Origin of the sequence: Tenacibaculum haliotis, from assembly GCF_025215075.1 — a bacterium.
Lineage (GTDB): Bacteria > Bacteroidota > Bacteroidia > Flavobacteriales > Flavobacteriaceae > Polaribacter > Polaribacter haliotis_B.
The window spans coordinates 18,866-44,240 of sequence record NZ_JAOBTH010000017.1 but is presented as its reverse complement, the minus strand read 5'-3'; the positions used below and the strand labels follow the sequence as shown (position 1 = coordinate 44,240).

Below are 25,375 nucleotides of genomic sequence, written 5' to 3'. Positions count from 1 at the left end.
ATTATGTACGGAAAAATAAAAGAACAATTACAGCAAGAAATTCAGGAAATTAAAGATGCCGGATTGTATAAGTCAGAACGTATTATTACATCATCTCAAGATGCTGCTATAAAAATAGCAACAGGCGAGGAGGTAATTAATTTTTGTGCTAATAACTATTTAGGATTGTCAAATAATCCTGAGGTAATTCAAGCAGCAAAAGATACTATGGATACACATGGTTTCGGAATGTCATCTGTACGTTTTATTTGTGGAACTCAAGATATTCATAAACAACTAGAAGCAAAAATTGCAGAATTTTATACAACTGAAGACACGATATTGTATGCTGCTGCTTTTGATGCAAATGGTGGCGTTTTTGAACCTTTATTAACTAAAGATGATGCTATTATTTCTGACAGTTTAAATCACGCTTCTATTATAGACGGAGTTCGTTTGTGTAAAGCAGCTCGTTATCGTTATGATAATAATGATATGAGTTCTTTAGAAGCGCAGTTGATTGAAGCAAATAAGCAAGAACATCGTTTTAAGATTATTGTTACTGACGGAGTTTTCTCTATGGATGGAATTGTAGCAAAGCTTGATGAAATTTGTGATTTAGCGGATAAATACGATGCAATGGTAATGGTTGATGAATGTCACGCCACCGGATTTATAGGTAAAACAGGTCGTGGTACTGTTGAGCTTAAAAATGTAATGGATCGTGTTGATATCGTAACCGGTACTTTAGGAAAAGCACTTGGTGGTGCAATGGGAGGTTATACGACAGGTAAAAAAGAAATTATCGAAATATTACGTCAGCGTTCTCGTCCGTATTTATTTTCAAACTCATTAGCGCCTTCTTTAGTAGGAGGAGCATTAAAAGTTTTTGATTTAATTTCAAACGATACTTCTTTAAGAGATAAGTTAGAATGGAATACCAATTACTTTAGAACAGAAATGGAGAAAGCAGGTTTCGATTTAGTAGGAGCTGATGCGGCTATAGTACCGGTGATGTTGTACGATGCAAAGCTTTCTCAGAATATGGCAAATAAATTATTAGAAGAAGGCATTTATGTAATAGGTTTTTTCTTTCCAGTTGTTCCTAAGGAAAAAGCAAGAATACGTGTGCAATTGTCAGCCGCACATGAAAAAGAACATTTAGATAAAGCGATTAAAGCCTTTGTAAAAGTAGGGAAAGAGCTGGAAGTGATTTAAATATCTTAAATGAAATCTTGTATTTATTGTAAGTTTTTGTAGATTTACTTTTGTAAATAAGTTTTAACAACTTACATTTGCTTAATATAAACGAACTTTTAATTTAAAATTTTTATAATGAAACAATTCAAATTAGCTGTGATAGCTTTGTTTACGTTCGCTACTGTAGGAACGATAAACGCACAAGATTCAGACAACCCATGGGCGGTTGGATTTGGAGTTAACGCTGTAGACGTTAGAATTCCAAATGGTTTTGAAGGTTATGCAAAAGATTATGTAGGTACTAGTGACTGGAATGTCTTACCTTCTATTTCAAGAGTAACTGTAGGGAAGTACTTAAACGATGGTTTTACGTTACAGTTAGCTGGGTCTTTAAATAAAATAGAAACAGTAATTGCTAAAAATGATACAGATGAGCTTTACTGGGCTGTAGATGCTAATGTAAAGTATGACTTAAATAATTTATTCGGAGAAACTTCTTGGTTTGATCCTTATGTATATTTAGGTGGTGGATACACATCTTTTGCAGATGAAGGTGAAGGAATGTTAAATGGAGGTTTAGGATTCAATACATGGTTTAATGATAATTTAGGTTTAAATTTTCAATCAGGAATTAAAAAAGGGTTTAGTGATAACGTTCAAGAACACTTTCAGCATTCAGTTGGTTTAGTGTTTAAGTTTGGAGGAACTGATACAGATGGTGACGGAGTTTTCGATAAAGATGATGCATGTCCAGAAGTTGCTGGTTTAGAGGAGTTCAACGGATGTCCTGATACTGATAATGATGGTGTTAAGGATGCTGATGATGCATGTCCAGAAGTTCATGGTTTAGCTGCTTTAAACGGATGTCCTGATGCAGATGGTGATGGGATTGCTGATAAAGACGATGCTTGTCCTACTGAAAAAGGAACAAAAGTTAACAACGGGTGTCCTGATACTGACGGAGACGGTGTAGTTGATGCTAAAGATAAATGTCCTACTGTTGCAGGTCCTGTTGCTAATGCAGGTTGTCCTTGGCCAGATACTGATGGAGATAGCGTTTTAGATAAAGACGATAAGTGTCCTAATGTAGCAGGTGTTGCTTCTAACAATGGATGTCCAGAAGTAGTAATTACAAAAGCTGCTGAGAAAAAATTAAATGACTTCGCAAGAGCTATTTACTTTAACTCTGGTAGAACAACGTTTAAGCCTGGAGTTACTGCTAACTTAGATAGAATTGCTGTAATCATGAAAGAATATTCTAAAGCAAACTTTAGTATTCAAGGTCATAGTGATAGCCAAGGTAGAGCTGCTAGTAATAAAAAATTATCTGAAAGAAGAGCCAAGGCTGTTTTAGATTATTTAGTTTCTAAAGCTGGTGTTGCTGCTGCAAGATTAACTTCTGCAGGTTTTGGTGAAGACTACCCAATTGCTGATAACAAAACAAGAGCTGGTAGAGCTCAAAACAGACGTGTTGAAATTAAATTAGCTAAATAATTTAATTAAAACATTTATAATATTAAAAGCCTCACTTCCGTGAGGCTTTTTTTTATGCAATATTTTTAGTAAAAATAGCGTGAAAGACTTTTTAAATTCCACTAAAAAAATTACCTTTGCACTTTGAAAAATGAGCTAAAGCTCACATAGCAAATTAAATAACTTTAATTACATATAGTAATGTCTACAATAACAGGTAAAGTTTCTCAAATTATTGGTCCAGTTATCGATGTTGAGTTTAATACAGGAAATACTGAATTACCAAAAATTTACGATTCATTAGAAATTAAAAAAGCTGATGGTTCAATTTTAGTATTAGAGGTTCAACAACATATAGGTGAAGATACAGTTCGTACTATTTCTATGGATGCGACTGATGGTTTAAGTAGAGGTACAGAAGTAATCGCTACAGGAAGCCCAATTCAAATGCCAATAGGAAACGATATTTATGGTCGTTTGTTTAACGTAACAGGTGAAGCTATTGATGGATTAGGAAACTTACCTAAAACAGGAGATGCAGGTTTATCTATTCACCGTCAAGCACCTAAATTCGAAGACTTATCAGTATCAACAGAAGTTTTATTTACTGGTATTAAAGTAATTGATTTAATTGAGCCGTATGCAAAAGGAGGTAAGATTGGATTATTTGGTGGAGCAGGAGTTGGTAAAACAGTTTTAATTCAAGAGTTAATTAACAACATTGCAAAAGGGCACGGAGGTTTATCTGTATTTGCAGGTGTAGGTGAAAGAACTCGTGAAGGAAACGATTTACTTAGAGAGATGTTAGAATCTGGAATTATCAAGTATGGTGATGATTTTATGCATTCTATGGAAGAAGGAGGATGGGATTTATCTAAAGTAGATAAGCCAGGAATGAGAGATTCGAAAGCTACTTTCGTATTCGGACAAATGAACGAGCCACCTGGGGCAAGAGCACGTGTTGCTTTATCAGGTTTAACAATTGCAGAATATTTCCGTGATGGAGCAGGAGAAGCACAAGGAAAAGATGTACTTTTCTTCGTAGATAATATCTTCCGTTTTACACAAGCAGGTTCTGAAGTATCAGCCTTATTAGGTCGTATGCCATCAGCAGTAGGATATCAACCAACATTAGCTACAGAAATGGGAGCAATGCAAGAGCGTATTACTTCTACTAAGAAAGGTTCTATTACATCTGTACAAGCAGTTTATGTACCTGCAGATGATTTAACAGATCCAGCACCAGCAACAACGTTTGCGCATTTAGATGCAACAACAGTATTATCTCGTAAAATTGCCGAATTAGGTATTTATCCTGCAGTAGATCCTTTAGATTCTACTTCAAGAATTTTATCTGCTGAAGTATTAGGAGATGAGCACTATAATACAGCAACAAAAGTAAAAGAGATTTTACAACGTTATAAAGAATTACAAGATATTATCGCCATTTTAGGTATGGAAGAATTATCTGAAGAAGATAAGTTAGTAGTACACAGAGCACGTCGTGTACAGCGTTTCTTATCTCAGCCATTCCACGTAGCTGAACAGTTTACAGGTATACCTGGTTGTTTAGTTGATATTAAAGATACTATTAAAGGATTTAATATGATTATGGACGGTGAGTTAGATAAGTATCCAGAAGCAGCATTTAACTTAAGAGGTTCTATTCAGGAAGCTATTGATTATGGTGAGAAAATGTTAGCGGAAGCATAGTAACAATTAATAATAATAAATTCTATTGAAATTATGTTTTTAGAAATTGTAACTCCAGAAGCTATTTTGTTTTCGTCAGAAGTTGATTCTGTTACTGTACCAGGTGTAAACGGTGAATTTCAGATGTTAAATAATCACGCACCAGTCGTGTCTATTTTAAATCAAGGAACTGTAAAAGTACATGTACATACACAAAATCATTTAATTTTTGATGATTTACATGGCAGCATAGTAAGTTTACCAGAAGATGATAAAGTATTAACTTTAGCAATCAAATCTGGAACTTTAGAAATGAAAGATAATAAGGCAATTATTCTTGCAGATTAATTACTTATAAATCATAAATAAAAAAGCCAAACGTAAAGTTTGGCTTTTTTTATTTTATAAAGAATTTAACTACTGATTTTAATTATCTTTGTAGCAATGAATGTAGTATTTTTATTTATAGGAGGTCCTGAGATTTTTGTAATCTTGTTATTAGTCGTTATGTTATTCGGAGCAGATAAAATTCCTGAAATAGCTAGAGGACTAGGAAAAGGTATACGTCAGGTTAAGGATGCAACCAATGATATCAAGAAAGAAATTAATGATAGCGCAAAAAATCAAGGAATAGATACTGATTTTGTAAAAGACATCAATAATGAAGTTAACAAAGTAAAAGACAATATTGATGATTTTACAGGCCCTATAAAAAGAAATTTTTAAAATTACTTTACACGACTAATTGTTAACCCATCTCGTATTGGTAATAAAACAGTTTCTAAGCGATCATCTTCATTAAGTTTTCTGTTATATTCTAAAAGAACTTTGGTGTCGATATCTTTCGGATTAAGAGCTTCTACTACTTTACCACTCCAAAGTACATTATCAGATAAAATTACACCACCTGTATTCATTTTATCAATAATTAAATCGAAATAATTTAGATAATTAGATTTATCAGCATCAATAAAAACTAAGTCGAATTTGGTATTTATAGTCGGAATAATATCAATCGCATTTCCGATATACTGTTGAATCTGACTTTTATAAGCTGATTTTTTAAAATAAGTAGCTTGTAACTCTTCTAGCTCTTCATTTTTATCAATAGTGTAAAGTTTTCCATCTTCGGACAAACCTTCCGCTAAACACAAGGCAGAATAACCAGTATAAGTACCAATTTCTAAAATTGATTTCGGATTAATTAATTTTGAAATCATTGATAAAACCCTTCCTTGAAAAGCACCACTTAACATTCTAGGATTTAATACTTTTTGCCAGGTTTCTTTGGTTAACTCTTGTAGTATTTTAGGCTCTTGTTGTGAATGATTAACAACATAAGTATCAATTTTTTCAGGAAGAAAATGCATGGTTTTAATTTTGATTCAAAGGTATAAAAAAACGGAACTTATTTTAAAATAAATTCCGTTTTCAATCTAACAAAAATCAATTACATATAAACTAAACAATTAATTAAATTGACTTAATTGCTCTTTTAAAGCATCTTTGTCTTTTTTAGATAAACACTTTGTTTCATTTTTACAATTACTAGCCTTCATTTTAAAAATATCAGACATTTTACTATTTTGTTTAGAATACAAAGCACATATTTTACAGGCTAATAAATGCCAGTTGAGCTGTAGTTTTTCATAAAATGAAGCTTCACCATATTGCGCTTTATCGCAAATAGCAGTTACTTCATCACATGTTATTTTAAATTTCTTAAACATTATTTCTTACTTATTAAACCAGTTCTTTTCCATACAACTTCTTAGCTGAGTTCTTGCTCTATGAATAATAACCCATAGGTTTGACGCAGTGATATTTAGTTCCTTACAAATTTCTTCAGTTTCAAATTCTTGAATGGTTTTCATTCTAAAAACCATGGCATATTTTTCAGGAAGTTTATCAATACAATCTTCTAATTGAGATTTTAACTCTTCATTTTCAATATTTTTTTCGGCTTCATTATCCCAAGATTGTGGTACGCGTTCTTCAATCCAATTCCCTTCATTATCGCCACTATCATAAAAACTCATTCTAACTTCGGCTTGCCCTTTATTAGAATTTATTTTTCGATAATGATCAATTACTTTTCTTTTTAATATTGAAACTAACCAAGTTCTTTCGGTAGCCTTACCTTGAAAATTTTTAGCAGATTTAAGACCTGCAAAAAATGTTTCTTGCACTAAATCCTTGGCAATATTAGAATCATTTACACGAGCCACAGCATAATTAAATAAATAATCAGCATAAGCATCTACCCATTTGTTGGGTGTTAAAGTATTTGTTCCATCCATTGTGTCAAATATAGGTTATTTTTTAGAAGCTCTACAATCATTTTTACGTCTCATATCTACTAAATAAATTATTTCCCATTTTCCGTTGTTATTAAACAACTGAAAAGAATTGGCTCCACAATGGCTAAATTTTCCATTTAAATAAAACTCATAAGGTGTCCAAACAGAAGCTAAATTTCCATCAAGATTAATGTCCCAAGATAATAGTTTTTCTAAATAAATATGCTCAGGTTTTTTATTGGCAATTCCAGTTAAAAGTTTTTTCTTCGTATCAGTAACTAAGGTTTTAATACCGTTTTTATTTGTAAAAGTAGTTTGTATGCTAATAGTCGCATGTAAAGTAGAACTAACAAGTGTACTATCGCCTTTATGAAGTCCATCAAAAAAAGTTCCAATCGTTTTTTTAATAGCGATATGTGCTGTGTTTTTTTGTGCATTAGCAACATTCGTAAATACAAAAATGATAAGAAAAGTGATTGTTTTATGCATGATAGTGTAGTTTATAACGTAAAGCTATTAAAAAAATGACGAACTGAATCGGATTAACAGAAGATTATGAACTTTAATAAATTAAAGATATTAGAATTGTTACTTGATTTTATGCGATAATTAAATCGATTAATTGCGTATTTTTACAATCAAGAAAATTCGAAATAATGTCAGTAGCTAAAAAACAATATAAAAGAGTAACGACAAAGTCATTAGTAGAAATGAAAGCGAACGGAGAAAAAATCTCTATGCTTACTGCTTATGATTATACGATGGCAAAAATTGTAGATGGTGCAGGAATTGATGTCATTTTAGTAGGCGATTCAGCTTCAAATGTAATGGCGGGTCACGAAACGACTTTACCAATTACACTCGATCAAATGATATATCATGCAAGTTCTGTAGTAAGAGCTATTGAACGTTGTTTAGTGGTGGTTGATTTACCTTTTGGTACTTATCAAGGGAATTCTAAAAGTGCTTTAGAATCTGCTATAAAAGTGATGAAAGAATCTGGCGGACACGCAGTAAAGTTAGAAGGAGGAAGTGAAATAGGTGAGTCGGTATCCAGAATATTAACCGCAGGTATTCCTGTAATGGGGCATTTAGGATTAACACCTCAATCTATTTATAAATTCGGAACTTATACTGTTAGAGCGAAAGAAGATGAAGAGGCAGAGAAATTATTAGAAGACGCTAAATTATTACAAGAATTAGGTTGTTTTGCTTTGGTTTTAGAAAAAGTTCCGGCAGCTTTGGCTCAAAAAGTAGCCGAAAGTTTAACAATTCCGGTGATTGGTATTGGAGCTGGTGGTGGCGTAGACGGACAAGTATTAGTTACCCACGATATGATTGGAATGACACATGAATTTAATCCGCGTTTTTTACGTAGATATTTAGATTTATATTCAGAAATGACCAGCGCTTTTCAAAATTATATAGCCGATGTAAAATCAAAAGACTTTCCGAACGAAAAAGAACAATATTAAACTGAAAAGTCTTCTGAAAAGAAGGCTTTTTTTTATCAGATAAAAAATGAAAATACTTCACTTAGATTCAAATCATCCTTTGTTATTAGAGCAGTTAAATAATGCAGGTTTTACAAATGAAGAAGATTATAAGTCTACAAAAATAGAAATTGAAGCTAAAATTCATCACTATAACGGAATCATCATCCGAAGTAGATTTTCTATTGATGCTACTTTTTTAGATAAAGCGACCAACCTTAAGTTTATTGGTCGAGTAGGTGCTGGTTTAGAAAATATAGCTTGTGACTATGCTGAGAAAAAAGGAGTGTATTTAATTTCAGCACCTGAAGGAAACAGCAATGCGGTTGGTGAGCATACTTTGGGAATGTTATTATCACTTTTTAATAAGTTGAATAAAACTGATAAAGAAGTTAGAAACGGAAAATGGTTGCGTGAAGATAATCGTGGAATTGAACTCGACGGAAAAACAGTTGGTTTAATTGGTTATGGTAATATGGGTAAATCTTTTGCAAAAAAACTTCGTGGTTTTGACGTGAAAGTTCTGTGTTATGATATTAAACCGAATGTTGGCGATGAAAATTGCACCCAAGTTTCGTTAAAAGAATTACAAGAAAAATCGGACGTTTTAAGCTTACATACTCCACAAACAGCTTTAACGATGAATATGATTGATTCAGATTTTATCAATGCTTTTTCTAATCCTTTTTGGTTATTAAATACGGCAAGAGGAAAATCTGTTGTTACTACCGATTTGGTTGATGCTTTAAAATCTGGTAAAATATTAGGAGCAGGTTTAGATGTTTTAGAGTACGAGAAAAAATCTTTTGAGAATTTATTTGTAAATCAAGAGATGCCAGCTGCATTTAAATATTTAATAAATGCTGATAATGTATTGCTTTCTCCGCATGTTGCAGGTTGGACGGTTGAAAGTAAAGAAAAACTAGCACAAACAATTGTAGATAAAATAAAAGCAAAATTTTGTTAACTTGTAACTTTTAAAATTAGTTACCATGAAATACGAAGCCAATTCACCTGAAAAATATATAGCGCAAATTCCGGAAGAGCGACAAGTAATTCTAGAAAAACTGCGGAATATTATAAAAAACAATCTTCCCAAAGGTTTTGAAGAAGGTATGAGTTATAATATGATTGGTTATTATGTGCCTCATGCGGTATACCCAAATGGTTATCATTGTGATCCTAAACTGCCACTTCCGTTTATAAATATTGCTTCACAGAAAAATTCAATCAATTTATATCATAGCGGAATTTATGCTAAAAAAGAATTATATGATTGGTTTGTTGCTGAATATCCAAAGCATTGTAAACGTAAATTAGATATGGGTAAAAGTTGTATTCGATTCAAGAAAATAGAAGAAATTCCGTTTGATTTAATCAAAGAACTTTGTACAAAAATGACAGTTAAAGAATGGATTGCTATTTATGAATCAGCTATAAAAAAGAAATAATGAAAAAAGGTAAAGTTTTAGGAATAGGTGGTGTGTTTTTTAAAACCGAAAATGTATCAGAAACCAAAGATTGGTATAAAAATAATTTAGGCTTTAATACGGATGATTGGGGTTGTACCTTTTGGTGGAAAGATAATGAAGGAAAAGAAGCATCTACACAATGGAGTCCGTTTACAAAAGATACCAAACATTTTCAACCATCAAATAAAGACTTTATGTTTAACTACCGAGTAGAAAATTTGGTAGAATTATTAGAGGAGCTAAAAACAAAAGGAGTACAGGTTTTAGGTAAGATAGAAGAGTACGATTACGGTAAGTTTGGGTGGATTATAGATTTAGATGGAAATAAAGTTGAACTTTGGGAGCCAAATGACGTAGCTTTTTTATAAATTTAGCACCAACTAATTATTAAAAACAAAAAAAATGAATGTAATTGATGAAAATGGAAAACCAGTTCCAACTCAAGAAAGTAAACGAATTTTAGCAGGTATTTTAGCTATTGTATTAGGAGGATTTGGAGTTCATAAGTTTATCTTAGGGTATACAAAAGAAGGACTAATTATGCTAGGAGGAACATTATTATCTATTGTTTTAATGTGTATTATAATAGGTGCTTTTTTAGTTTACATTCCTTGGATTATAGGTTTAGTAGAAGGTATTATGTACTTAACAAAAACTGATGAAGAGTTTGTAGAAACTTACCAAAATAATAAGAAAGCTTGGTTTTAAGCTGAAAAGTGAAAATTTATTTTCACTATTTATTATAGATTATAAAAAATAAAAAGCGCCAATATTGGCGCTTTTTTATATTTAAGAAAAATTGAAATTATTTTTTTCTAAAAGCCAAAGCTTCTTGCTTTTTCTCTTCGTTACGCTCAATTTTGTGCTCAGGACGAGACCATTTTGGCTTTTCTCCTAAGTTTTCAAATTTAGAATCTTTTGCTTCAACCGATTGTGGTTGTACTTTTTTAGTAAATGGTTTTTGAGGATTCATTCCTAGCATTTCAAACATTTTCATGTCTTCATTTACATCAGGATTCGGAGTCGTTAACAACTTATCACCTGCAAAAATAGAATTCGCTCCAGCAAAGAAACACATAGCTTGTCCTTCTCTACTCATTTGCGTTCTTCCTGCCGATAAACGAACCTGAGTTTCAGGTAACACAATACGTGTAGTAGCTACCATACGCACCATATCCCAAATTTCTACAGGTTTTTCATCTTCTAACGGTGTTCCTTCAACAGCAACTAGTGCGTTAATAGGTGTAGATTCTGGTTGAGGATCTAAAGTAGATAAAGCCACTAACATTCCTGCTCTGTCTGCTGCATTTTCTCCCATTCCAATAATTCCACCCGAACAAACAGTTACATTTGTTTTACGAACATTGCTAATGGTATCTAAACGATCTTGGTAACCACGTGTAGAAATTACTTCCTTATAATATTCTTCCGATGAATCTAAATTATGATTATACGCATATAAACCAGCTTCAGCCAAACGTTGCGCTTGGTTTTCGGTAACCATACCTAAAGTACAGCAAACCTCCATATCTAGCTTATTAATGGTTCTTACCATGTCTAAAACTTGGTCAAACTCTGGGCCGTCTTTTACGTTTCTCCAAGCAGCTCCCATACAAACACGAGAACTTCCGCCCGATTTTGCTCTTAAAGCCTGTGCTTTTACTTGTTGTACCGACATTAAATCGTTTCCATCAACATTGGTGTGGTAACGTGCCGCTTGCGGACAGTACCCACAATCTTCAGAACAGCCACCAGTTTTTATAGATAATAATGTAGAAACCTGTACTACATTAGGATCATGACTCTTCCTATGAATCGTTGCAGCCTCGTATAAAAGCTCCATCATAGGTTTGTTATATATTTCAAGAATTTCTTCTTTCGTCCAGTTATGTCTTACTTCACTCATAAATTCAAGTTGTTTGTGTTGTCAAAAATAAAAAAACTAATTGGCAATCTATTCTTTTTAGAAGCTATTTCCTGCTTTCACTACTCGCTTTTTTTTCAGCTGTTCTCGATACAAATTTTTCATCCTTCAAAATTCACTCGATCAGACAGTAAAAAAGAGCTCAAACAAACCGTTCAATCAGGGCTAAACTTATTTACAAAAGTACCGCTTGATAGCCAGTTTTTTATTTCTCTTCATTAAATCAAGAGGAATCGATATTGTTGTAATATTTTAAATCCCTCAATTTCATCCAAATAAATGGCTACTAAACGTTCCGTCAACCTGAACTTGTTTCAGGTTCTCATCAAGAGTCAGCATTGTTTGTTGTAAAGATGCGATTCTGAAATAAATTCAGAATAACGCGCTTGTATAGTGTTCTATATCGGCACAGCTTATTTATTAACTCTTTTTATCTGTAAAATGTAAAGAATAGGTGAAAATCATCCAAATAAATAGCTACTAAACGTTACGTCAACCTGAACTTGTTTCAGGTTCTCATCAAGAGTCAATACTATTTATTGAAAAGATTCGATTCTGAAATAAATTCAGAATAACGCGCTTGTATAGTGTTCTATATCGGCACAGCTTATTTATTAACTCTTTTTATCTGTAAAATGTAAAGAATAGGTGAAAATCATCCAAATAAATAGCTTCTAAACGTTACGTCAACCTGAACTTGTTTCAGGTTCTCATCAAGAGTCAGCATTGTTTGTTGTAAAGATTCGATTCTGAAATAAATTCAGAATGACGCGTTTGTATCGAGTTCTGAATCAAAACAGTTATTTATTAACTATTTTTATCTATAAAATGTAAAGAATAGGTGAAAATCATCCAAATAAATAGCTACTAAACGTTACGTCAACCTGAACTTGTTTCAGGTTCTCATCAAGAGTCAGCATTGTTTGTTGTAAAGATTCGATTCTGAAATAAATTCAGAATAACGCACTTGTATAGTGTTCTATATCAGCAAAACTATTTATTAACCATTTTTATCCGTAGAAAGTAAAGAATTGCTAAAAACAAAAATTCCGCTATGAAAGCGGAATTTTATAATTGTTATTTTAAAGTTTAAGAGGGTAAATTATCCTCTTTTGTATCTTCAATAATTTCAGTTGGAATATCTTTACCTTTCAAATATTCAGGCAATTGCATACCAGCCATATTAAACATTTCTTGTAATGGCGGTACCGATTTGTACATGCCCGAAATAAAGTTAGAGGTCGATGATTTTCCATCTTTTCCGCCACCATTTTCCCAAACAGTAACTTTATCAATTTTAATATTCTTAATAGCTTCGGCTTGCGTTTTTACCAATTCTGGTAATTTATCAGCAATTAATAATAATGCAGCATTTTGTGAGTCGTTACCTGCAGCTTTTACAATTTCGTCTAAACCAGCCGCTTGTTTTGTTAATACTTCATATAAACCTTTAGCTTCGGCTTGCGCTTTTAAGAAAATTGCATCTGCTTCACCTTTTGCAATTCGTCTAATATTTTCGGCCTTTGCTTCGGCATCAATTTCAACTTTTCTCTTATCAATTTCAGCAGGTACAATAATATCTGCTAATTGAGAAGAACGTTCTCTTTCGGCTCTGGCAACTTCTGCTTCTTGTTCTGCAGCATACGATTCTTTTAAAGCGTTTGCACTTTGTACTTTTTCTGATGCAATTGCAGTACGTTCTGCTTCTGCCTCACGTTGTCTTCTTAACGAATCAGAATTAGCAACGGCAATTTTTGCGGTATTTTCTCCTTCTACGGCTTGCGCGTTTGCGGCAGCAACTTGTGTTCTTTCATCTTGCACAGCATTTGCTTCACCAATAGAACCATCTCTAGTTTTTTCGGCAACCGATTTACGAGCGGCGTTAATTGCATGTGCAGCAGCTTCTTTACCTAAAGCTTCTATATAACCAGATTCATCAACAATATCGGTAATATTTACGTTGATTAATTTTAAACCTACTTTTTTTAATTCAGATTCTACACTTTTAGAGATATTGGTTAAAAACTTGTCTCTATCTGAGTTAATTTCTTCAATATCCATCGATGCAACTACTAAACGTAATTGTCCGAAAATAATTTCTTGTGCTAATTCCTGAATGTTATTTTGGTCTAAACCTAACAAACGTTCAGCAGCATTTTGCATAATTCCAGGCTCGGTAGAAACTCCGATCGTAAATCTACTTGGTACGTTTACACGAATATTTTGTTTAGAAAGTGCGTTTACTAAATTTACTTCTATCGAAATAGGTGTTAAATCTAAAAACTGGTAATCTTGAATTACCGGAAAAATAAATGCGGCCCCACCATGAATACATTTTGCCGATTGGCCACCACCAACTTTACCATAAACAACTAAAATTCTATCCGAAGGACATCGTTTATAGCGTTTAATTAAGGTAATAAATAAGATAAAAATAAAGAGAATCGAAATAATAATTCCGATAGGCCCAGCAAAGCCTTCAATTTGTAATAGTGTTAATTTTAGCATAGTCAATTTTTATTTTTGAGGTTCAATAATTAATAATCCGTTTGGTGTTACTTCAATTACTTTTATCACGGTTCCTTGTGTTAAATCCGTATCGTGATTAGTTAAAGCTTCTAATTCTCTTAATGAGTTTTGCACTTTAATGTGTACTTTTCCTATTTTAGATTTATTGGCTCCTACGGTTAAATACACTTCGCCAATAGCGTTTAGGGCATTCTCCATTTTTAAAGTTCCGCTAGAAGTTAATTTACTGATGTAGTAAAATAATGCCGCCATTGCTGTCATCATTAATAATCCACAGAAAATAGAAATAAATAAGGTAACACTTTTTGAGTTTCCTGCATCGATACTTGCAATTCCGCTCCATCCAAAAATGGTAAAAAAAGCCACCATGTTTTTAAAAGTAAAAAATTGAAATCCGGCACCAGTATCAGCATCTATTTCTGCATCAACATCACCTATGTCATCAGTATCGGCTCCCACAAAAGTACTTATAAGAACAAATAAAAATATTATGGTTGAACCAATTGTAACAACCCAATACATTTTCTGAAAAGAAGTTAATTCATTAAACCATTCCATCATAAAGCAATTATTTTAATAAGTTACTAAAAGTAAATAAATTGACTGAAAGAAGCACTATTATTTCGTCAATAAAACAGAAACGGCATTCCCTCCAAAACCAACTGCATTTACTAATACTTTAGTTATTTTTTTAGGTTGATTTTGTTTTTTTGCAAACGGAACTTCAATTGCTTTTTGATGTTGCAATATAAAGACGGCTAATTCTAAACTAAGCAAGCCTGAAGTACCGAAAGTATGTCCTACTTTCCACTTATTAGTAGTTAAAAAAGGTGTTTTGTTACAAAAAACTTTTTGAATTGCGTTAATTTCTGATGAATCTCCTTTAATAGTCCCTGGAGCATGCATTACAATAACATCAACTTCATCAGGAGAAATTGTGCCTAAAGCCATTTTCATAGATTTCTGAAAACAATCAGCATTTGCAGTAACCGAAGTATTGTGTTTTAAAACCTCTGTAGCATAACCTACACCTTTAATAATCGCAATTGCATTTTCTTGAACACCTTTTTCTAAACAAAAAATCGCAGCAGCTTCTCCTAAAACCATGGTGTTTCGTTTCTTTTCTAAATCAAAAGCCTTACACGGATATTCATCGGTTTCTTTCGAGTACACTTTTAACGCTTGCATTTGGGCAATCGTAAAATCTGTTAAAGAAGCTTCACTAGCACCAATCATAAATTTTTCAGACATGCCTGATTGTAACCATGCAACGCCGTTTAACAAAGAATGTAATCCTGTAGAGCAGGTAATTGAATGCGAAATTTCAGGACCGTTACTTTGTAAATCATGCGCGATCCAAGAAGAAATATTTCCTAAAGTAGTTGTTGGCGAACTTAAGGTAGATGATTTACCAGTATCTAAAAATTCTTTGTGATATTTTTCAAATAAAGAAGTTGCTCCTCTTGACGAACCAATATTAATTCCGAAGTTATCTTCAGAATTCCAATTCGTTTTTTCAATAGCCTTTCTTGCTACATACAAAGTATATATAACCGAATCGTCTAAGTTTTTATATTTATTATCTGAATTTCTAATTTCTTCAATAGCAAGTTTATCTTGTTGGTTCAAGCTACCTGTCCATACATTTTCTTTTAGTGTTAAGAAATGTTTGGTGTTTAAATAGTTTTCCCAGATTTGCTCAGGAGTACTTCCTATAGCAGAAACGGAAGCAAAAGAGGTAATAGAAATTGGTTCTTTCATAATTTATTTCCGTCATACTGATCTTGTTTCAGTATCACATTAAAATGATTGATAATATCAATGCAAAAATAACAGTAATATCAACGAATATGAAAGAAATAAAAATAATTATCTTGCACTAAATTTTTTGATATTATGAGTGAACATCAGCAAAAAAGTTGGTTTGGTAGAAATTGGGGCTGGGTAGTGCCCGTTGGTGGTTGTGGCTGCGGATGTATTGGACTTATTTTATTATTTGTTTTTGGTATTGGTGCTGCGTTTTTTGGCATATCAGAAATAATTACAAATGCTACGCCTGTAGAGTATGCTATAGAAGAAGCTTCTAAAAATAAAGAAGTACTTCGGTTTTTAGGGGAGCCAATTGAGAAATACGGAATTCCATCAGGAAATATATCAATAAATAACGATGAAGGAGATGTTGATTTCTCAATTCCGATTTCGGGACCAAACGGAAAAGGAACATTAATTATTCGAGGAATAAGAACTAATGGCGAATGGATTTATGAAGATTTATATGTGCGTATTAAAGAAACGCAAGAAGAAATAAATTTATTAGTTAAAGAAAAGGTTTTAGAAGATATCTAAAACCTTTTCGATAGTGGTGTATACTTTTTGTAACTGCTCTTTTGTAATTACATAAGGCGGTTGAATATAAATGGTATTTCCTAACGGTCGTAAAAACACGCCGTCATTCATAAAGTGTTTTAATAATTGATCTCGTAAAGTACCATAACGATTTGCATTGGTTTTTAAATCGATTGCTAAAATTACACCTTTAGTACGTGTAGTGGTTACTTTCGGGTGCTTTTTAATACGTTCTTCAAACGTTTTGTGAGAAGCTATAATGGTTTGAATACTTTTTTGAATTTCTGTAGTTTGTAGTAACTCGATACTTGCTAAAGCAGCGCTACAAGCAATAGGATTTGCAGAATAGGTATGACAATGAAAAAACCCTTTTGCAATATCATTGCTTAGAAAAGTACTATAAATTTCTTCGGTACAAGAGGTAATTGCCATCGGCACTAAACCAGCAGTTAAAGCTTTACTCAAACAAATAATATCTGGTTTTGTAGCAACTTCATCCGAAGCAAAATGATTACCTGTTTTACCGAATCCAGTCATTACTTCATCGGCAATCATTAAAATATTATTCTCTTTGCAAAAATTTAAAATCTCGTTTAAATCTTCTGCTTCATGAATTTTCATTCCGGCTGCTCCTTGCACTAACGGTTCGTAAATAAAACCTGCAATATCATTTTCTGCAACGATTTTTTCTAACTGATTTAAAATTTCTTGATTATTTTTCCCGTTCGGGACAGGAACACGCTCAATTTCCATTAAAAAATCTTCAAAAGGCCCGTTGTAAGCTGATAAGCCAGAAACCGACATCGCGCCGAAAGTATCACCATGAAAACCATCTTCAAAAGCAATGAAAGTAGTTCGTTTTTCGCCTTTATTAAAATAGTATTGCAAAGCCATTTTAATAGCTGCTTCAACAGCAGTTGAACCATTATCGTTAAAAAAGATTCGGTTTTGATTTTCTGGAAGAATTTTAATTAATTCTTCGGATAATTTTACGGCAGGTTCGTGTGTAAAATCGCTAAACATTATTTGATCTAATGTTTGCATTTGTTGGTAAACACGATTGGTAATAAAATCATTACAGTGCCCAAACATACAGGTGTACCAAGACGAAATAGCATCGATATACTCATTGCCATTTTCATCGGTTAAAATACATCCTTTAGCTTTTACAATTCCTAAACTATCAGGATGCGTTTGGTGTTGTTTTAACGGATGCCATAAATGTTTTTTATCTCTTTCTTGAAGTGTCATACTTTTATTTTTTTCGTTTTACTGATAAAAAGTTCAGTTAGGCGTTTATAAATTTAGTAGCTTTTCTTTAAAAAGTTCAGCATATTCTTTTACTACATTTTTATCAAAATAAGGTTCTTCATCAATGCGACCAATTACAGTAACGTTTGTCATTTTTTTGATAATTTCTTCTGTTGTTTTATGCTCATTTCCAGAGAAAATGATCGCAATATCAAAACCTTTTTCTTTTAATAGATTCACCGTTAATAAAGTATGGTTAATGCTACCTAGATAATGACGAGAAACAACAATTACTTTATAATCAGGTTTGATAATGTCTAAAATGGTATCCGAATTATTTAACGGAACTAATAGTCCGCCAGCACCTTCAATAACTAAATTATTATTGGTTTTTGGCTCGGTAATTTTAGATAATTCAACTGTAATTCCGTCTATTTCAGCCGCCGCATGCGGACTCATTGGCGTGTTTAGCGCGTATGAATTTGGGTGAATTATAGTTGCTGAATTAGAAGTTAGCTGCTTTATTTTGTGTGAATCGGAAGTTTCTAACTCCCCAGCTTGTATTGGTTTCCAATAATCAGCTTCTAGTGCCTCGGTTATAATTGCTGATGCTACAGTTTTTCCTACTTCAGTAGAAATTCCGGTAATAAAATATTTTTTCATTTAAAGGATTGTTTTACAATCGTTACAAATTAATTTTCTGCTTTCAAAAAAAGGAAACAACATATAGAAAAAGCTTTTTTGTTGTGGTGGAGCAACTAGTATTTTAGAAGAGTTACAGTTTGCGCAGTGGATAGTATTACCATTTTTATCTTTTTCATATACTCTAATTTCATTGTAAATAGTCAACGCTTTTTCTAAATCATCATTATGTACTAATAGTTTTACACCACCTATTGCTTGACTTATTAAAGGATCAGAATCAATCGTTTTTTCATCCATCAATAAAGTTCTGATGTTATCTGAGTCTAATTTAGATTTAACAAGATGAGCTTCAGTAGAATATTCAAAGACAGTTAAAATAGTGTGATTATCGCGCATAATTTTTTTAAACAAAAATAGCAAGATGTTCTAAAATATTAGTGATTTCTTGTTTAGAATTGTAAGAATGCAAACAGAAACGTAATCTTTCTTCTCCTTTTGTTACTGTGGGAGATAAAATTGGTTTTACATCGAATCCTTTTTCTTTAAGGTTTTTTGCAACTGATTTTACTTTTTCATTACCTGGAATTATACAGCAATGAATAGCAGAATTACTTTTTATAAACTTTAAATTAAGTCGTTTTACTTCTCGATTAAAAAAGCTGACATTTTGTTGAAGTAGTTCACTTGAATTACTTTCTGTAAGTGCTAAGTGTGCAAATTTTATGGTTGCCAATGAATGTGGTGATAATCCGGTGGTATAAATAAAGCTTCTAGCAAAATTAATTAAGTATTGCTTTAGCTCATTGCTGCTTAAAACTACGGCTCCGTGGCAACCTAATGCTTTTCCGAAAGTTATAATTCTAGCAAAAACATCATTTTCTAAATTCAATTTTTCAACAAGTCCTTTGTTAAATAAACCAACAGCATGTGCTTCATCTACAATTAAATAGGCGTTGTTTTTTTTACAAGTTTTAACTAAAGTAATTAAATCAGGCGAGTCACCATCCATAGAGAAAACAGTTTCGGTAACTACATAAATATGATTGTTTTCTTGTTGAAATCGTTTTAATAACTCCTCTAAATGAATTAAATCGTTATGTTTAAATTTATAAGACTTGGCGTTTGAAAGTTGAATTCCATCGCGAATAGAAGCATGAATAACTTCATCGTATAAAATAATATCACCTCGTTGAGGTACTGATGAGAATAAGCCAATATTAGCATCGTAACCTGAATTAAAAATTAAACCTGCTTTAGAATTGTAAAACTCACAGAGTTCTTTTTCAGTACTAGTATATAAATTATGATTTCCAGAAAGTAAACGAGAACCTGTTGCTCCGTTTTGCTTTATGTTTTTATCAAGTAAAAATTGGTGCGTTTGATCGAAAATTAAATCAGACTTGGCATATCCTAAGTAATCATTGGACGAAAAATCGATTAAATGAGTTTGACTGCCAAGAGACCTGAGTGAAGTATCTTCTTTACGAGATGATATTTTTTGGATAAGTTTTTTAGGAAATAGCATAGTGTAAAAATACAAAAGACTTACACGAATGTAAGCCTTTTTTGCTCCTCCTTTAGGACTCGAACCTAAGACCCTCTGATTAACAGTCAGAAGGCGCACCATGCAAAAGGTGAGTAAAATAAGACGTTACAGCGTTTTGATGAAATCACGTGCAAGTTATATGCAAGTTTTTAGCTGATTTTCAAATTATCTAATTATAAGAACAAATATATCATTTTCGAGCAGTTCTACCTACTACGTAATATTTATAATAAAAGAAATTATGACTGTTCAAGACCTCAACGATAAAATAAATTTAAAAAATACCGAATTACGAATGACTGACGACTCTACCAAAAGGCAGAAGCTTCAAAATGATATAAGAGTATTGCAATACCGAAAAGAAATTGAAGTAATAAAAGAGAAAATACGATTGTTATCTTGAGCTGTTTTACAGTTTCATTCCATACATGCGTTCGTCCAATTCTTTCCAGTTCTGAATGTGTTTTGATAGTTCCGCCCAAAATTCCTTCGAGTGGCTTTTTACTTTAGTATGTACTAGCTCGTGCACAATTAAATAATCTATCAATGAAAAAGGCAACTTTATAGCATCAACATTAATAATAATATTATTGGATGGTGTACAGCTTCCCCAGCGTTTTTCGAGCTGCCTAAATTTCAGCTCGTTAAATTGTAGTCCCGTTTTCTTTGCCCATTTTCGTACTCTTGGTGCTATTTTTTCTTTGGCTTTGATAATTATAAAATCATTGAATGCTTTTTTAATAGCTTGCTGGTTGTTTAAATGTTGAGGTAGATATACTTTAAACTTCGATTCAGTAAAATCTATCGTAATTACCTCAGCATCTTCTTTTTTTATAACCTCAACATAATACTTACGACCTAAATATTGAATTCGAGTTCCAGTTACTATATCTTCATCACCAATTGAGCTGACCAACTCCAATTTATCAAGAATCCATTTGGCTTTTTTTAGAATTAATTGCTCGGCAGTAGTTTCTGGTATCAGTTTACCTTTCAACACTACACCAGCAGCTTTTTCTACGGTAATATAATGCGATTTTAGCTGTTCTTTTTCCAGTACAGTGTAATCAATGGTTTTATGTCCGTAGGTAACGCTAGGCATCTTTATTTTTTATTAATACGTCTACCATTTCTTTGGCTTTTGTCTTTGCTTCGTTGCGCTCTAATTTTATTTTTAGAAAACGCATAATTTTATTTTCAATATCTTTTTGTACTCTACCTTTAGCTTGCCAGCCTACAATATCCAATTCACCTTTAATTAAATCGAACAATGTTTTTGTCGCATCTTCGGCATCTTCATTAAACAACACTTTCATTGAATTGTAAACTGCTCGTTGCTGCTCGGTATAAAAACCTTTGGCTTCGCCTTCGGTTTGTTCTTCAATAATTTCATCTTGCATTGATGTCATTGCTATAAGAAATTCTGTTTGCGTGATACGCTCATCTTTTTTCATCTTTAGTAATTCATCTAAACGCTGTGCTAATGGCTTGTAAAAATCTGGATTTTTATCCATTCCAACTTTAATAGTATGCTTTAAATTATTACGCATTTTCAGCTCTTTAGTTGCTGGTGATGCGTTCATAATTTCTTCCTTAAACTTTTCTTTGTCAATAATAGAAATTGGTTCTTCTAGTAAATTTTCAACACCTTCGGCTTTTAAATGGGTGTCAATCATACCTTGTAGCATCTTACTTTCGTCTTTGCTAATTTTTAGCTCATCATCATCTGGAAACGCATTTTTAGCTCGTAGTTTTATTTCGTTATATAACTTAAAATCGCCTTGGTATTTCATTGCTTTTGTGTTTGGTAACACAATATTAATCGATTTGTTAAAGTCTTTTAAAAGGGCTTTAAAATCATCACGTTTATTAATTGGTTCAATAAAACGAACCGCAGCATCTATATATTCGTCACGCTTGTAGTTCCTATCAATTTTCATTGGTTTAAAGAAATCTACCAACTTGGTATGATTCATTGCTAGCTTTGGTAATTCTTCGTTGAGGTTCTTTAAAATATCGTCTGGACGAATATCACCAGAAAATATTTCCAACGCTTGCACCAAGTATGCTGTAATACCATTATAATCTACAATAAAACCAGCACTTTTCCCTTCTTTAGAACGGTTTACACGTGCAATGGCTTGTAATAAATTATGTTCTTTTAGTGGTTTATCTAAATATAAACACGATGTAATTGGTGCATCCCAACCCGTAAGTAACATATCACTAACAATAATAAAAGCGGTATTATCGTATTGTTTCTTTCCCGATTTTTCGGTATCATTTTCATTACCAAAAGGCAATTTAAAATTGTCGGTTGCATCTTTAATATCTTCTGGTGGTACTACCCAAACTGGCTTTTTGTTTGTTGGGTTGTTTTTGTTCCATTCTAAAGTTTCGTAGTATTCTTTTGCAATGGCATCACTTTTTGGTGAGCCAATACTTACCACTACTTTCGATTCGAAATTATGTAAACCTTCCTCTTTTAATTTGTGTAATACTTGTTGGTATTTTATAGCTGCTTCACGACCGCTACAAACTATCATTGCCTTATGGCCGTCTGGATAAATTTTATCGCTGTAATGGTCTACCATGTGCTTACCAATGGCATTGATACGCTCGGCAGATAGTTGGTATTTGCGTAGTGCTTCTTTTTTTAGTTTGTCTTTTTTATCTTCATGTACATCGCCAAACTTTTCTTCGAATTCTTTATCTAATGCTTCTTTTTTAACATCTAGCTTGGCAATTCCTTCATCGTAAAATAATTCTACAGTTGCACCATCGGCAACGGCTTCGGTAATGGTATAAACATCTATATATTCACCACCGTAAAATTCGCCTAATGTAGATTTATCTTCTTTAGATATTGGTGTTCCCGTAAAGGCTATAAATTTAGCATTTGGTAATACGGTACGCATAAACGAAGCTAAAAAACCGTAGTGACTTCGGTGGGCTTCATCTACTAAAATATATAAATTTTCTTTTTTAGATAGTTCTTCTAATTCAATTTCTTGGCGTTCTATTTCAACCCACTTTCCTTTTTGAAGCTCTTTAATTATTTTAATGAGCTTCTTACCTTCCAAGTGTTTTTCAATAAGCAAATTACCACGTTCTTCCAGTTCGGTTTGGTCACTTGTTGCTGTGGTTTCTTTATCGGTTTCTTGAAACTTTTGTAAAGTGGTGGTTATAATACCACCGTAATCGTTGCGTAGTAATTTATCTAAATGCACTACAGAACTGGCTTGATTTACGTTTTTTAAACCTATGTTTCGGAAGGTTGTGGTTATTTGTCGGTCCAAATCTTTACGGTCGGTCATAACCATAACGGTTGGATTGTTAAATCCGAATTCTTGGGCTTGTAGTTTTCTGGTTACATAGGCCATGGTTAAACTCTTACCGCTTCCTTGTGTATGCCAAACAACACCACCTTCACCCGCTTGTAAACGTTCTATAGTTTTATTAGTAGCTCTTATTTGTTGGTATCTTGGTAGCTTTTTAATCGTTCGTCCTTCATCTAATTCAAACAGTACAAAATGCCTAATAATATCTAGTAAGCGTTCTTTTTTAAATAATGCTAGTAATAATTTATCTTGTTCACGTTTGGCTTGCGCTATAATTTCGGTATCATCTTTTGATGTTTTAAATACCGAATAAAATTGCTGAGGTGCATTGATAGCGCCATACTTACCACCAACATCCCAAAGACCAGCGTTTATTTGATTGAAATGAAATAGTTTTTCTGAATTCTTCTGGTAATACTCTAAATCGCTAAATGCTTTATCCCATGCGTTTTGAGCTGTAGGCGATTTACACTCGATAACAGAAATTGGTAAACCATTTAGATACACTACCAAATCTGGAATAGAATTCTGGTATTTACCATGATATTTCATCTGGTTTACCACCAAAAAATCGTTGTTTGTTGGATTGGTGTAATCTATAAAATGTACGGGTTTAAATACCTCAGCACCATTTATTACTTGTTTTACAGTAAATGTACCACCACGCAATAACTCCCAAATTTTTTGGTTTATTTCCATGAGCGAAGCACCGTTTACGGTGGTAAGCTCTAAAAACGCTTTGTTGAGGTTGTTGTCGTTTATCCACGGATTAATGCGCTTAATAGCGGCTAGTAATCTGTTTTTTAAAACGACTTCGGTAATATCTTCACGCTCATCTTGTTTACTGGCATCGTAATATTGGTAGCCTAATTGTTGTAACAACTGTATGGCTGGTAACTCGCTATGTATGTATTCTGGTGACTGACTCATGTTATTGGTTTGTGAATTTCAATAAACATTCATTTACCCAAGGCTCAATTAAATTAGCATTTATGGTATTAAATTTTTCTTTTAAAAATTCAATAAAATCTTTATCTTGATTTACGTATGTGTCATAATGAAACAAATTTACTCCACAAATACCCGTAAAGGCATCTTCTGGATTTGCCTCATGCATATCAATTTTTAATCCGCTGTTTTTAAAACATTCAAAATCTTTCATGGTATTTACCATTCGAGTTTTCTTTTCTTGACAAATTGTTCTTTCTTCTTTATTTCTAATGTCACCAAAACACCATTTTAACCACACGTGATTTTTCTGAATAAAAAATTCCATGCAAAACATGTAGTCACCTCCCCAAGAATTAAAATTGGAATCTTTAAATATGGCTTGTAATGCTTTGTTTTTAGGAATTATTCTAATAATATGTTTATGCGATTCATTTTTAATAATTTCGAAATCACCTAAACCACCTTCGTTAAAACAATTTACAACAGCGTGTTTATGACCAACAAAATCGGGTTTGTTTTTTATAATAAACTCAATTTCATCTTTATATTTTTTATAAATATTTTGTGCTAATTTTACTTCTGCACTTGAATAAATAACACTTTTTTCGGTCATAGCAATATATTGATTAATACTTTCTCTTACTGTTGGCAATGCTTTATCGATATGAATTTTATTGGCTTTAATAAGCTTAACAATTCCTTTGTAACTTGTATTTGTATAATTGTCGCCAGCTATAAAATTTAAATGATTATCATTTTTAAAAGGCGTTAATGTTATATACATTTTATTTTTTATGTTGCCATAATTTGCCTCAACATATGTGTAGTATTTTTCTAATTGATGGTCTGAATAATCGGCATTAATTTTATTTTCTATACAAATACTAAAGCCTAAATTTTCATTAACTAAAAGAATATCTATGTTGTGTACCGATTCTCTATACACTTGGGTTGCTGTTAAATCTTGCAATAAGAGGTTAACATAATCGTGTTCTTTTAAAACACCAATTTCTCGGATGAGCTTAAATAGGCCTTTTAAAAAAATATCACCCAATTGATGCGATTCGTTAGGGTCGAATAACCAACCTAAAAAATTAGAGTGGCGAATTTCACGATGTTGCACACCTAATACGTTAAAGATGTTAAAGGCGTTTAAGCCTATTTTAATAGCTTCTAAATCGGGCTGAGTATTTACTAAAAAGGCTTCTAGTTTTTTACTGGTTACATTCATAA

At 32.6% G+C, this 25,375-nt stretch carries 27 protein-coding genes; 12 read left to right on the top strand and 15 right to left on the bottom strand.

Annotated elements, in window-relative coordinates:
• Nucleotides 1-3: 3 nt before the first annotated feature.
• From kbl to N2251_RS01095, 5 genes are all read left to right on the top strand, one after another.
• Nucleotides 4-1,197: a glycine C-acetyltransferase gene (kbl, locus tag N2251_RS01115; RefSeq protein ID WP_260584840.1), complete on the top strand. Its 1,194-nt coding sequence runs from the start codon at nt 4-6 to the stop codon at nt 1,195-1,197.
• 117 nt (nt 1,198-1,314) lie between these two features.
• Complete coding sequence (locus tag N2251_RS01110) at nt 1,315-2,673, top strand: OmpA family protein (RefSeq protein WP_260584839.1); 1,359 nt, start codon at nt 1,315-1,317, stop codon at nt 2,671-2,673.
• Between the two features lie 180 nt (nt 2,674-2,853).
• Nucleotides 2,854-4,365, top strand: coding sequence for a F0F1 ATP synthase subunit beta (gene atpD / locus N2251_RS01105; protein ID WP_260584838.1), 1,512 nt, complete (start codon nt 2,854-2,856; stop codon nt 4,363-4,365).
• 33 nt (nt 4,366-4,398) lie between these two features.
• Nucleotides 4,399-4,692, top strand: a complete 294-nt coding sequence (locus N2251_RS01100) for a FoF1 ATP synthase subunit delta/epsilon (protein WP_260584837.1) — start codon at nt 4,399-4,401, stop codon at nt 4,690-4,692.
• Nucleotides 4,693-4,788: 96 nt separating this feature from the next.
• Nucleotides 4,789-5,070 carry a Sec-independent protein translocase subunit TatA/TatB gene (locus N2251_RS01095; protein ID WP_260584836.1) on the top strand — a complete coding sequence of 94 codons (282 nt, stop codon included), beginning with the start codon at nt 4,789-4,791 and terminating at the stop codon, nt 5,068-5,070.
• Between the two features lie 2 nt (nt 5,071-5,072).
• Here N2251_RS01095 and N2251_RS01090 read toward each other — a convergent pair whose 3' ends face one another.
• From N2251_RS01090 to N2251_RS01075, 4 genes are all read right to left on the bottom strand, one after another.
• The gene (locus N2251_RS01090; RefSeq protein WP_260584835.1) at nt 5,073-5,714 is read right to left on the bottom strand and encodes an O-methyltransferase; all 642 of its coding nucleotides are present in this window, start codon (nt 5,712-5,714) and stop codon (nt 5,073-5,075) included.
• 99 nt (nt 5,715-5,813) lie between these two features.
• A complete protein-coding gene (locus tag N2251_RS01085; protein WP_260584834.1) occupies nt 5,814-6,074 on the bottom strand; it encodes a hypothetical protein in 261 nt (86 codons plus the stop codon).
• 6 nt (nt 6,075-6,080) lie between these two features.
• Nucleotides 6,081-6,644: a sigma-70 family RNA polymerase sigma factor gene (locus N2251_RS01080; RefSeq protein ID WP_260584832.1), complete on the bottom strand. Its 564-nt coding sequence runs from the start codon at nt 6,642-6,644 to the stop codon at nt 6,081-6,083.
• A 15-nt stretch (nt 6,645-6,659) separates the two neighbouring features.
• Nucleotides 6,660-7,133 carry a nuclear transport factor 2 family protein gene (locus N2251_RS01075; RefSeq protein WP_260584831.1) on the bottom strand — a complete coding sequence of 158 codons (474 nt, stop codon included), beginning with the start codon at nt 7,131-7,133 and terminating at the stop codon, nt 6,660-6,662.
• Between the two features lie 167 nt (nt 7,134-7,300).
• Here N2251_RS01075 and panB point away from each other — a divergent pair, with 167 nt between their 5' ends.
• From panB to N2251_RS01050, 5 genes are read left to right on the top strand one after another with little or no spacing between them, the layout of a single operon-like run.
• Entirely contained in the window at nt 7,301-8,119 is an 819-nt protein-coding gene (panB, locus tag N2251_RS01070; protein WP_260584830.1) for a 3-methyl-2-oxobutanoate hydroxymethyltransferase, read from the top strand.
• Between the two features lie 46 nt (nt 8,120-8,165).
• Nucleotides 8,166-9,104, top strand: coding sequence for a 2-hydroxyacid dehydrogenase (locus N2251_RS01065; RefSeq protein ID WP_260584829.1), 939 nt, complete (start codon nt 8,166-8,168; stop codon nt 9,102-9,104).
• Nucleotides 9,105-9,129: 25 nt separating this feature from the next.
• On the top strand, nt 9,130-9,588 hold the full coding sequence (locus N2251_RS01060) for a DUF1801 domain-containing protein (RefSeq protein ID WP_260584828.1): 459 nt from the start codon (nt 9,130-9,132) through the stop codon (nt 9,586-9,588).
• Nucleotides 9,588-9,977: a VOC family protein gene (locus N2251_RS01055; RefSeq protein ID WP_260584827.1), complete on the top strand. Its 390-nt coding sequence runs from the start codon at nt 9,588-9,590 to the stop codon at nt 9,975-9,977. The genes N2251_RS01060 and N2251_RS01055 overlap by 1 nt, the downstream gene beginning before the upstream one ends.
• 34 nt (nt 9,978-10,011) lie before the next feature.
• On the top strand, nt 10,012-10,317 hold the full coding sequence (locus N2251_RS01050; RefSeq protein ID WP_260584826.1) for a TM2 domain-containing protein: 306 nt from the start codon (nt 10,012-10,014) through the stop codon (nt 10,315-10,317).
• 97 nt (nt 10,318-10,414) lie between these two features.
• Here the strand turns inward: N2251_RS01050 and bioB are convergent, their stop codons facing one another.
• The 4 genes from bioB to N2251_RS01030 form a co-directional block, all read right to left on the bottom strand.
• Nucleotides 10,415-11,515, bottom strand: a complete 1,101-nt coding sequence (bioB, locus tag N2251_RS01045; protein WP_260584825.1) for a biotin synthase BioB — start codon at nt 11,513-11,515, stop codon at nt 10,415-10,417.
• A gap of 1,107 nt (nt 11,516-12,622) precedes the next feature.
• Nucleotides 12,623-14,041 (bottom strand): flotillin family protein, encoded by a 1,419-nt coding sequence (locus N2251_RS01040; RefSeq protein ID WP_260584823.1) that lies wholly within the window; start codon nt 14,039-14,041, stop codon nt 12,623-12,625.
• A 9-nt stretch (nt 14,042-14,050) separates the two neighbouring features.
• Entirely contained in the window at nt 14,051-14,623 is a 573-nt protein-coding gene (locus N2251_RS01035) for a hypothetical protein (RefSeq protein ID WP_260584821.1), read from the bottom strand.
• A gap of 57 nt (nt 14,624-14,680) precedes the next feature.
• The gene (locus N2251_RS01030) at nt 14,681-15,823 is read right to left on the bottom strand and encodes a beta-ketoacyl synthase N-terminal-like domain-containing protein (protein WP_260584820.1); all 1,143 of its coding nucleotides are present in this window, start codon (nt 15,821-15,823) and stop codon (nt 14,681-14,683) included.
• 135 nt (nt 15,824-15,958) lie between these two features.
• Here N2251_RS01030 and N2251_RS01025 point away from each other — a divergent pair, with 135 nt between their 5' ends.
• Entirely contained in the window at nt 15,959-16,408 is a 450-nt protein-coding gene (locus N2251_RS01025; protein WP_260584819.1) for a cytochrome c oxidase assembly factor Coa1 family protein, read from the top strand.
• Here the strand turns inward: N2251_RS01025 and bioA are convergent.
• The 4 genes from bioA to N2251_RS01005 are packed head-to-tail and all read right to left on the bottom strand — an operon-like array spanning nt 16,394 to nt 19,829.
• Entirely contained in the window at nt 16,394-17,659 is a 1,266-nt protein-coding gene (gene bioA, locus N2251_RS01020) for an adenosylmethionine--8-amino-7-oxononanoate transaminase (protein ID WP_260584818.1), read from the bottom strand. The genes N2251_RS01025 and bioA overlap by 15 nt on opposite strands.
• A gap of 45 nt (nt 17,660-17,704) precedes the next feature.
• On the bottom strand, nt 17,705-18,322 hold the full coding sequence (bioD, locus tag N2251_RS01015; RefSeq protein WP_260584817.1) for a dethiobiotin synthase: 618 nt from the start codon (nt 18,320-18,322) through the stop codon (nt 17,705-17,707).
• The gene (locus N2251_RS01010; RefSeq protein ID WP_260584816.1) at nt 18,323-18,700 is read right to left on the bottom strand and encodes a putative signal transducing protein; all 378 of its coding nucleotides are present in this window, start codon (nt 18,698-18,700) and stop codon (nt 18,323-18,325) included.
• 7 nt (nt 18,701-18,707) lie between these two features.
• Nucleotides 18,708-19,829 carry an aminotransferase class I/II-fold pyridoxal phosphate-dependent enzyme gene (locus N2251_RS01005; RefSeq protein WP_260584851.1) on the bottom strand — a complete coding sequence of 374 codons (1,122 nt, stop codon included), beginning with the start codon at nt 19,827-19,829 and terminating at the stop codon, nt 18,708-18,710.
• 262 nt (nt 19,830-20,091) lie between these two features.
• On the opposite strand from N2251_RS01005, the gene N2251_RS01000 reads away from it, so the two are divergent.
• Complete coding sequence (locus tag N2251_RS01000) at nt 20,092-20,253, top strand: hypothetical protein (RefSeq protein ID WP_260584815.1); 162 nt, start codon at nt 20,092-20,094, stop codon at nt 20,251-20,253.
• Nucleotides 20,254-20,259: 6 nt separating this feature from the next.
• Here the strand turns inward: N2251_RS01000 and N2251_RS00995 are convergent, their stop codons facing one another.
• Genes N2251_RS00995 through N2251_RS00985 form a run of 3 tightly spaced genes read right to left on the bottom strand, consistent with a single transcriptional unit; the run spans nt 20,260 to nt 25,373 of the window.
• Nucleotides 20,260-20,952, bottom strand: coding sequence for a M48 family metallopeptidase (locus tag N2251_RS00995; protein ID WP_260584814.1), 693 nt, complete (start codon nt 20,950-20,952; stop codon nt 20,260-20,262).
• The gene (locus tag N2251_RS00990; RefSeq protein ID WP_260584813.1) at nt 20,945-24,121 is read right to left on the bottom strand and encodes a type I restriction endonuclease subunit R; all 3,177 of its coding nucleotides are present in this window, start codon (nt 24,119-24,121) and stop codon (nt 20,945-20,947) included. Before N2251_RS00990 ends, N2251_RS00995 begins: the two co-directional genes overlap by 8 nt.
• A gap of 1 nt (nt 24,122) precedes the next feature.
• A complete protein-coding gene (locus N2251_RS00985) occupies nt 24,123-25,373 on the bottom strand; it encodes a PDDEXK-like family protein (protein WP_260584812.1) in 1,251 nt (416 codons plus the stop codon).
• Between the last annotated feature and the right edge of the window lie 2 nt (nt 25,374-25,375).

Bases quoted from the DNA above. Each gene is read 5' to 3' on its own strand.
- bioB (WP_260584825.1), bottom strand. From the start codon at position 11,515: ATGAGTGAAGTAAGACATAACTGGACGAAAGAAGAAATTCTTGAAATA.
- atpD (WP_260584838.1), top strand. From the start codon at position 2,854: ATGTCTACAATAACAGGTAAAGTTTCTCAAATTATTGGTCCAGTTATC.
- N2251_RS01100 (WP_260584837.1), top strand. From the start codon at position 4,399: ATGTTTTTAGAAATTGTAACTCCAGAAGCTATTTTGTTTTCGTCAGAA.
- N2251_RS01110 (WP_260584839.1), top strand. From the start codon at position 1,315: ATGAAACAATTCAAATTAGCTGTGATAGCTTTGTTTACGTTCGCTACT.
- N2251_RS01035 (WP_260584821.1), bottom strand. From the start codon at position 14,623: ATGATGGAATGGTTTAATGAATTAACTTCTTTTCAGAAAATGTATTGG.
- N2251_RS00995 (WP_260584814.1), bottom strand. From the start codon at position 20,952: ATGCCTAGCGTTACCTACGGACATAAAACCATTGATTACACTGTACTG.
- N2251_RS01065 (WP_260584829.1), top strand. From the start codon at position 8,166: ATGAAAATACTTCACTTAGATTCAAATCATCCTTTGTTATTAGAGCAG.
- N2251_RS01010 (WP_260584816.1), bottom strand. From the start codon at position 18,700: ATGCGCGATAATCACACTATTTTAACTGTCTTTGAATATTCTACTGAA.
- N2251_RS01060 (WP_260584828.1), top strand. From the start codon at position 9,130: ATGAAATACGAAGCCAATTCACCTGAAAAATATATAGCGCAAATTCCG.
- N2251_RS01040 (WP_260584823.1), bottom strand. From the start codon at position 14,041: ATGCTAAAATTAACACTATTACAAATTGAAGGCTTTGCTGGGCCTATC.
- bioA (WP_260584818.1), bottom strand. From the start codon at position 17,659: ATGACACTTCAAGAAAGAGATAAAAAACATTTATGGCATCCGTTAAAA.
- N2251_RS00990 (WP_260584813.1), bottom strand. From the start codon at position 24,121: ATGAGTCAGTCACCAGAATACATACATAGCGAGTTACCAGCCATACAG.
- N2251_RS01085 (WP_260584834.1), bottom strand. From the start codon at position 6,074: ATGTTTAAGAAATTTAAAATAACATGTGATGAAGTAACTGCTATTTGC.
- N2251_RS01025 (WP_260584819.1), top strand. From the start codon at position 15,959: ATGAGTGAACATCAGCAAAAAAGTTGGTTTGGTAGAAATTGGGGCTGG.
- N2251_RS01080 (WP_260584832.1), bottom strand. From the start codon at position 6,644: ATGGATGGAACAAATACTTTAACACCCAACAAATGGGTAGATGCTTAT.
- N2251_RS00985 (WP_260584812.1), bottom strand. From the start codon at position 25,373: ATGAATGTAACCAGTAAAAAACTAGAAGCCTTTTTAGTAAATACTCAG.
- N2251_RS01050 (WP_260584826.1), top strand. From the start codon at position 10,012: ATGAATGTAATTGATGAAAATGGAAAACCAGTTCCAACTCAAGAAAGT.
- N2251_RS01000 (WP_260584815.1), top strand. From the start codon at position 20,092: ATGACTGTTCAAGACCTCAACGATAAAATAAATTTAAAAAATACCGAA.
- N2251_RS01095 (WP_260584836.1), top strand. From the start codon at position 4,789: ATGAATGTAGTATTTTTATTTATAGGAGGTCCTGAGATTTTTGTAATC.
- N2251_RS01005 (WP_260584851.1), bottom strand. From the start codon at position 19,829: ATGCTATTTCCTAAAAAACTTATCCAAAAAATATCATCTCGTAAAGAA.
- kbl (WP_260584840.1), top strand. From the start codon at position 4: ATGTACGGAAAAATAAAAGAACAATTACAGCAAGAAATTCAGGAAATT.
- N2251_RS01090 (WP_260584835.1), bottom strand. From the start codon at position 5,714: ATGCATTTTCTTCCTGAAAAAATTGATACTTATGTTGTTAATCATTCA.
- panB (WP_260584830.1), top strand. From the start codon at position 7,301: ATGTCAGTAGCTAAAAAACAATATAAAAGAGTAACGACAAAGTCATTA.
- N2251_RS01055 (WP_260584827.1), top strand. From the start codon at position 9,588: ATGAAAAAAGGTAAAGTTTTAGGAATAGGTGGTGTGTTTTTTAAAACC.
- N2251_RS01030 (WP_260584820.1), bottom strand. From the start codon at position 15,823: ATGAAAGAACCAATTTCTATTACCTCTTTTGCTTCCGTTTCTGCTATA.
- bioD (WP_260584817.1), bottom strand. From the start codon at position 18,322: ATGAAAAAATATTTTATTACCGGAATTTCTACTGAAGTAGGAAAAACT.
- N2251_RS01075 (WP_260584831.1), bottom strand. From the start codon at position 7,133: ATGCATAAAACAATCACTTTTCTTATCATTTTTGTATTTACGAATGTT.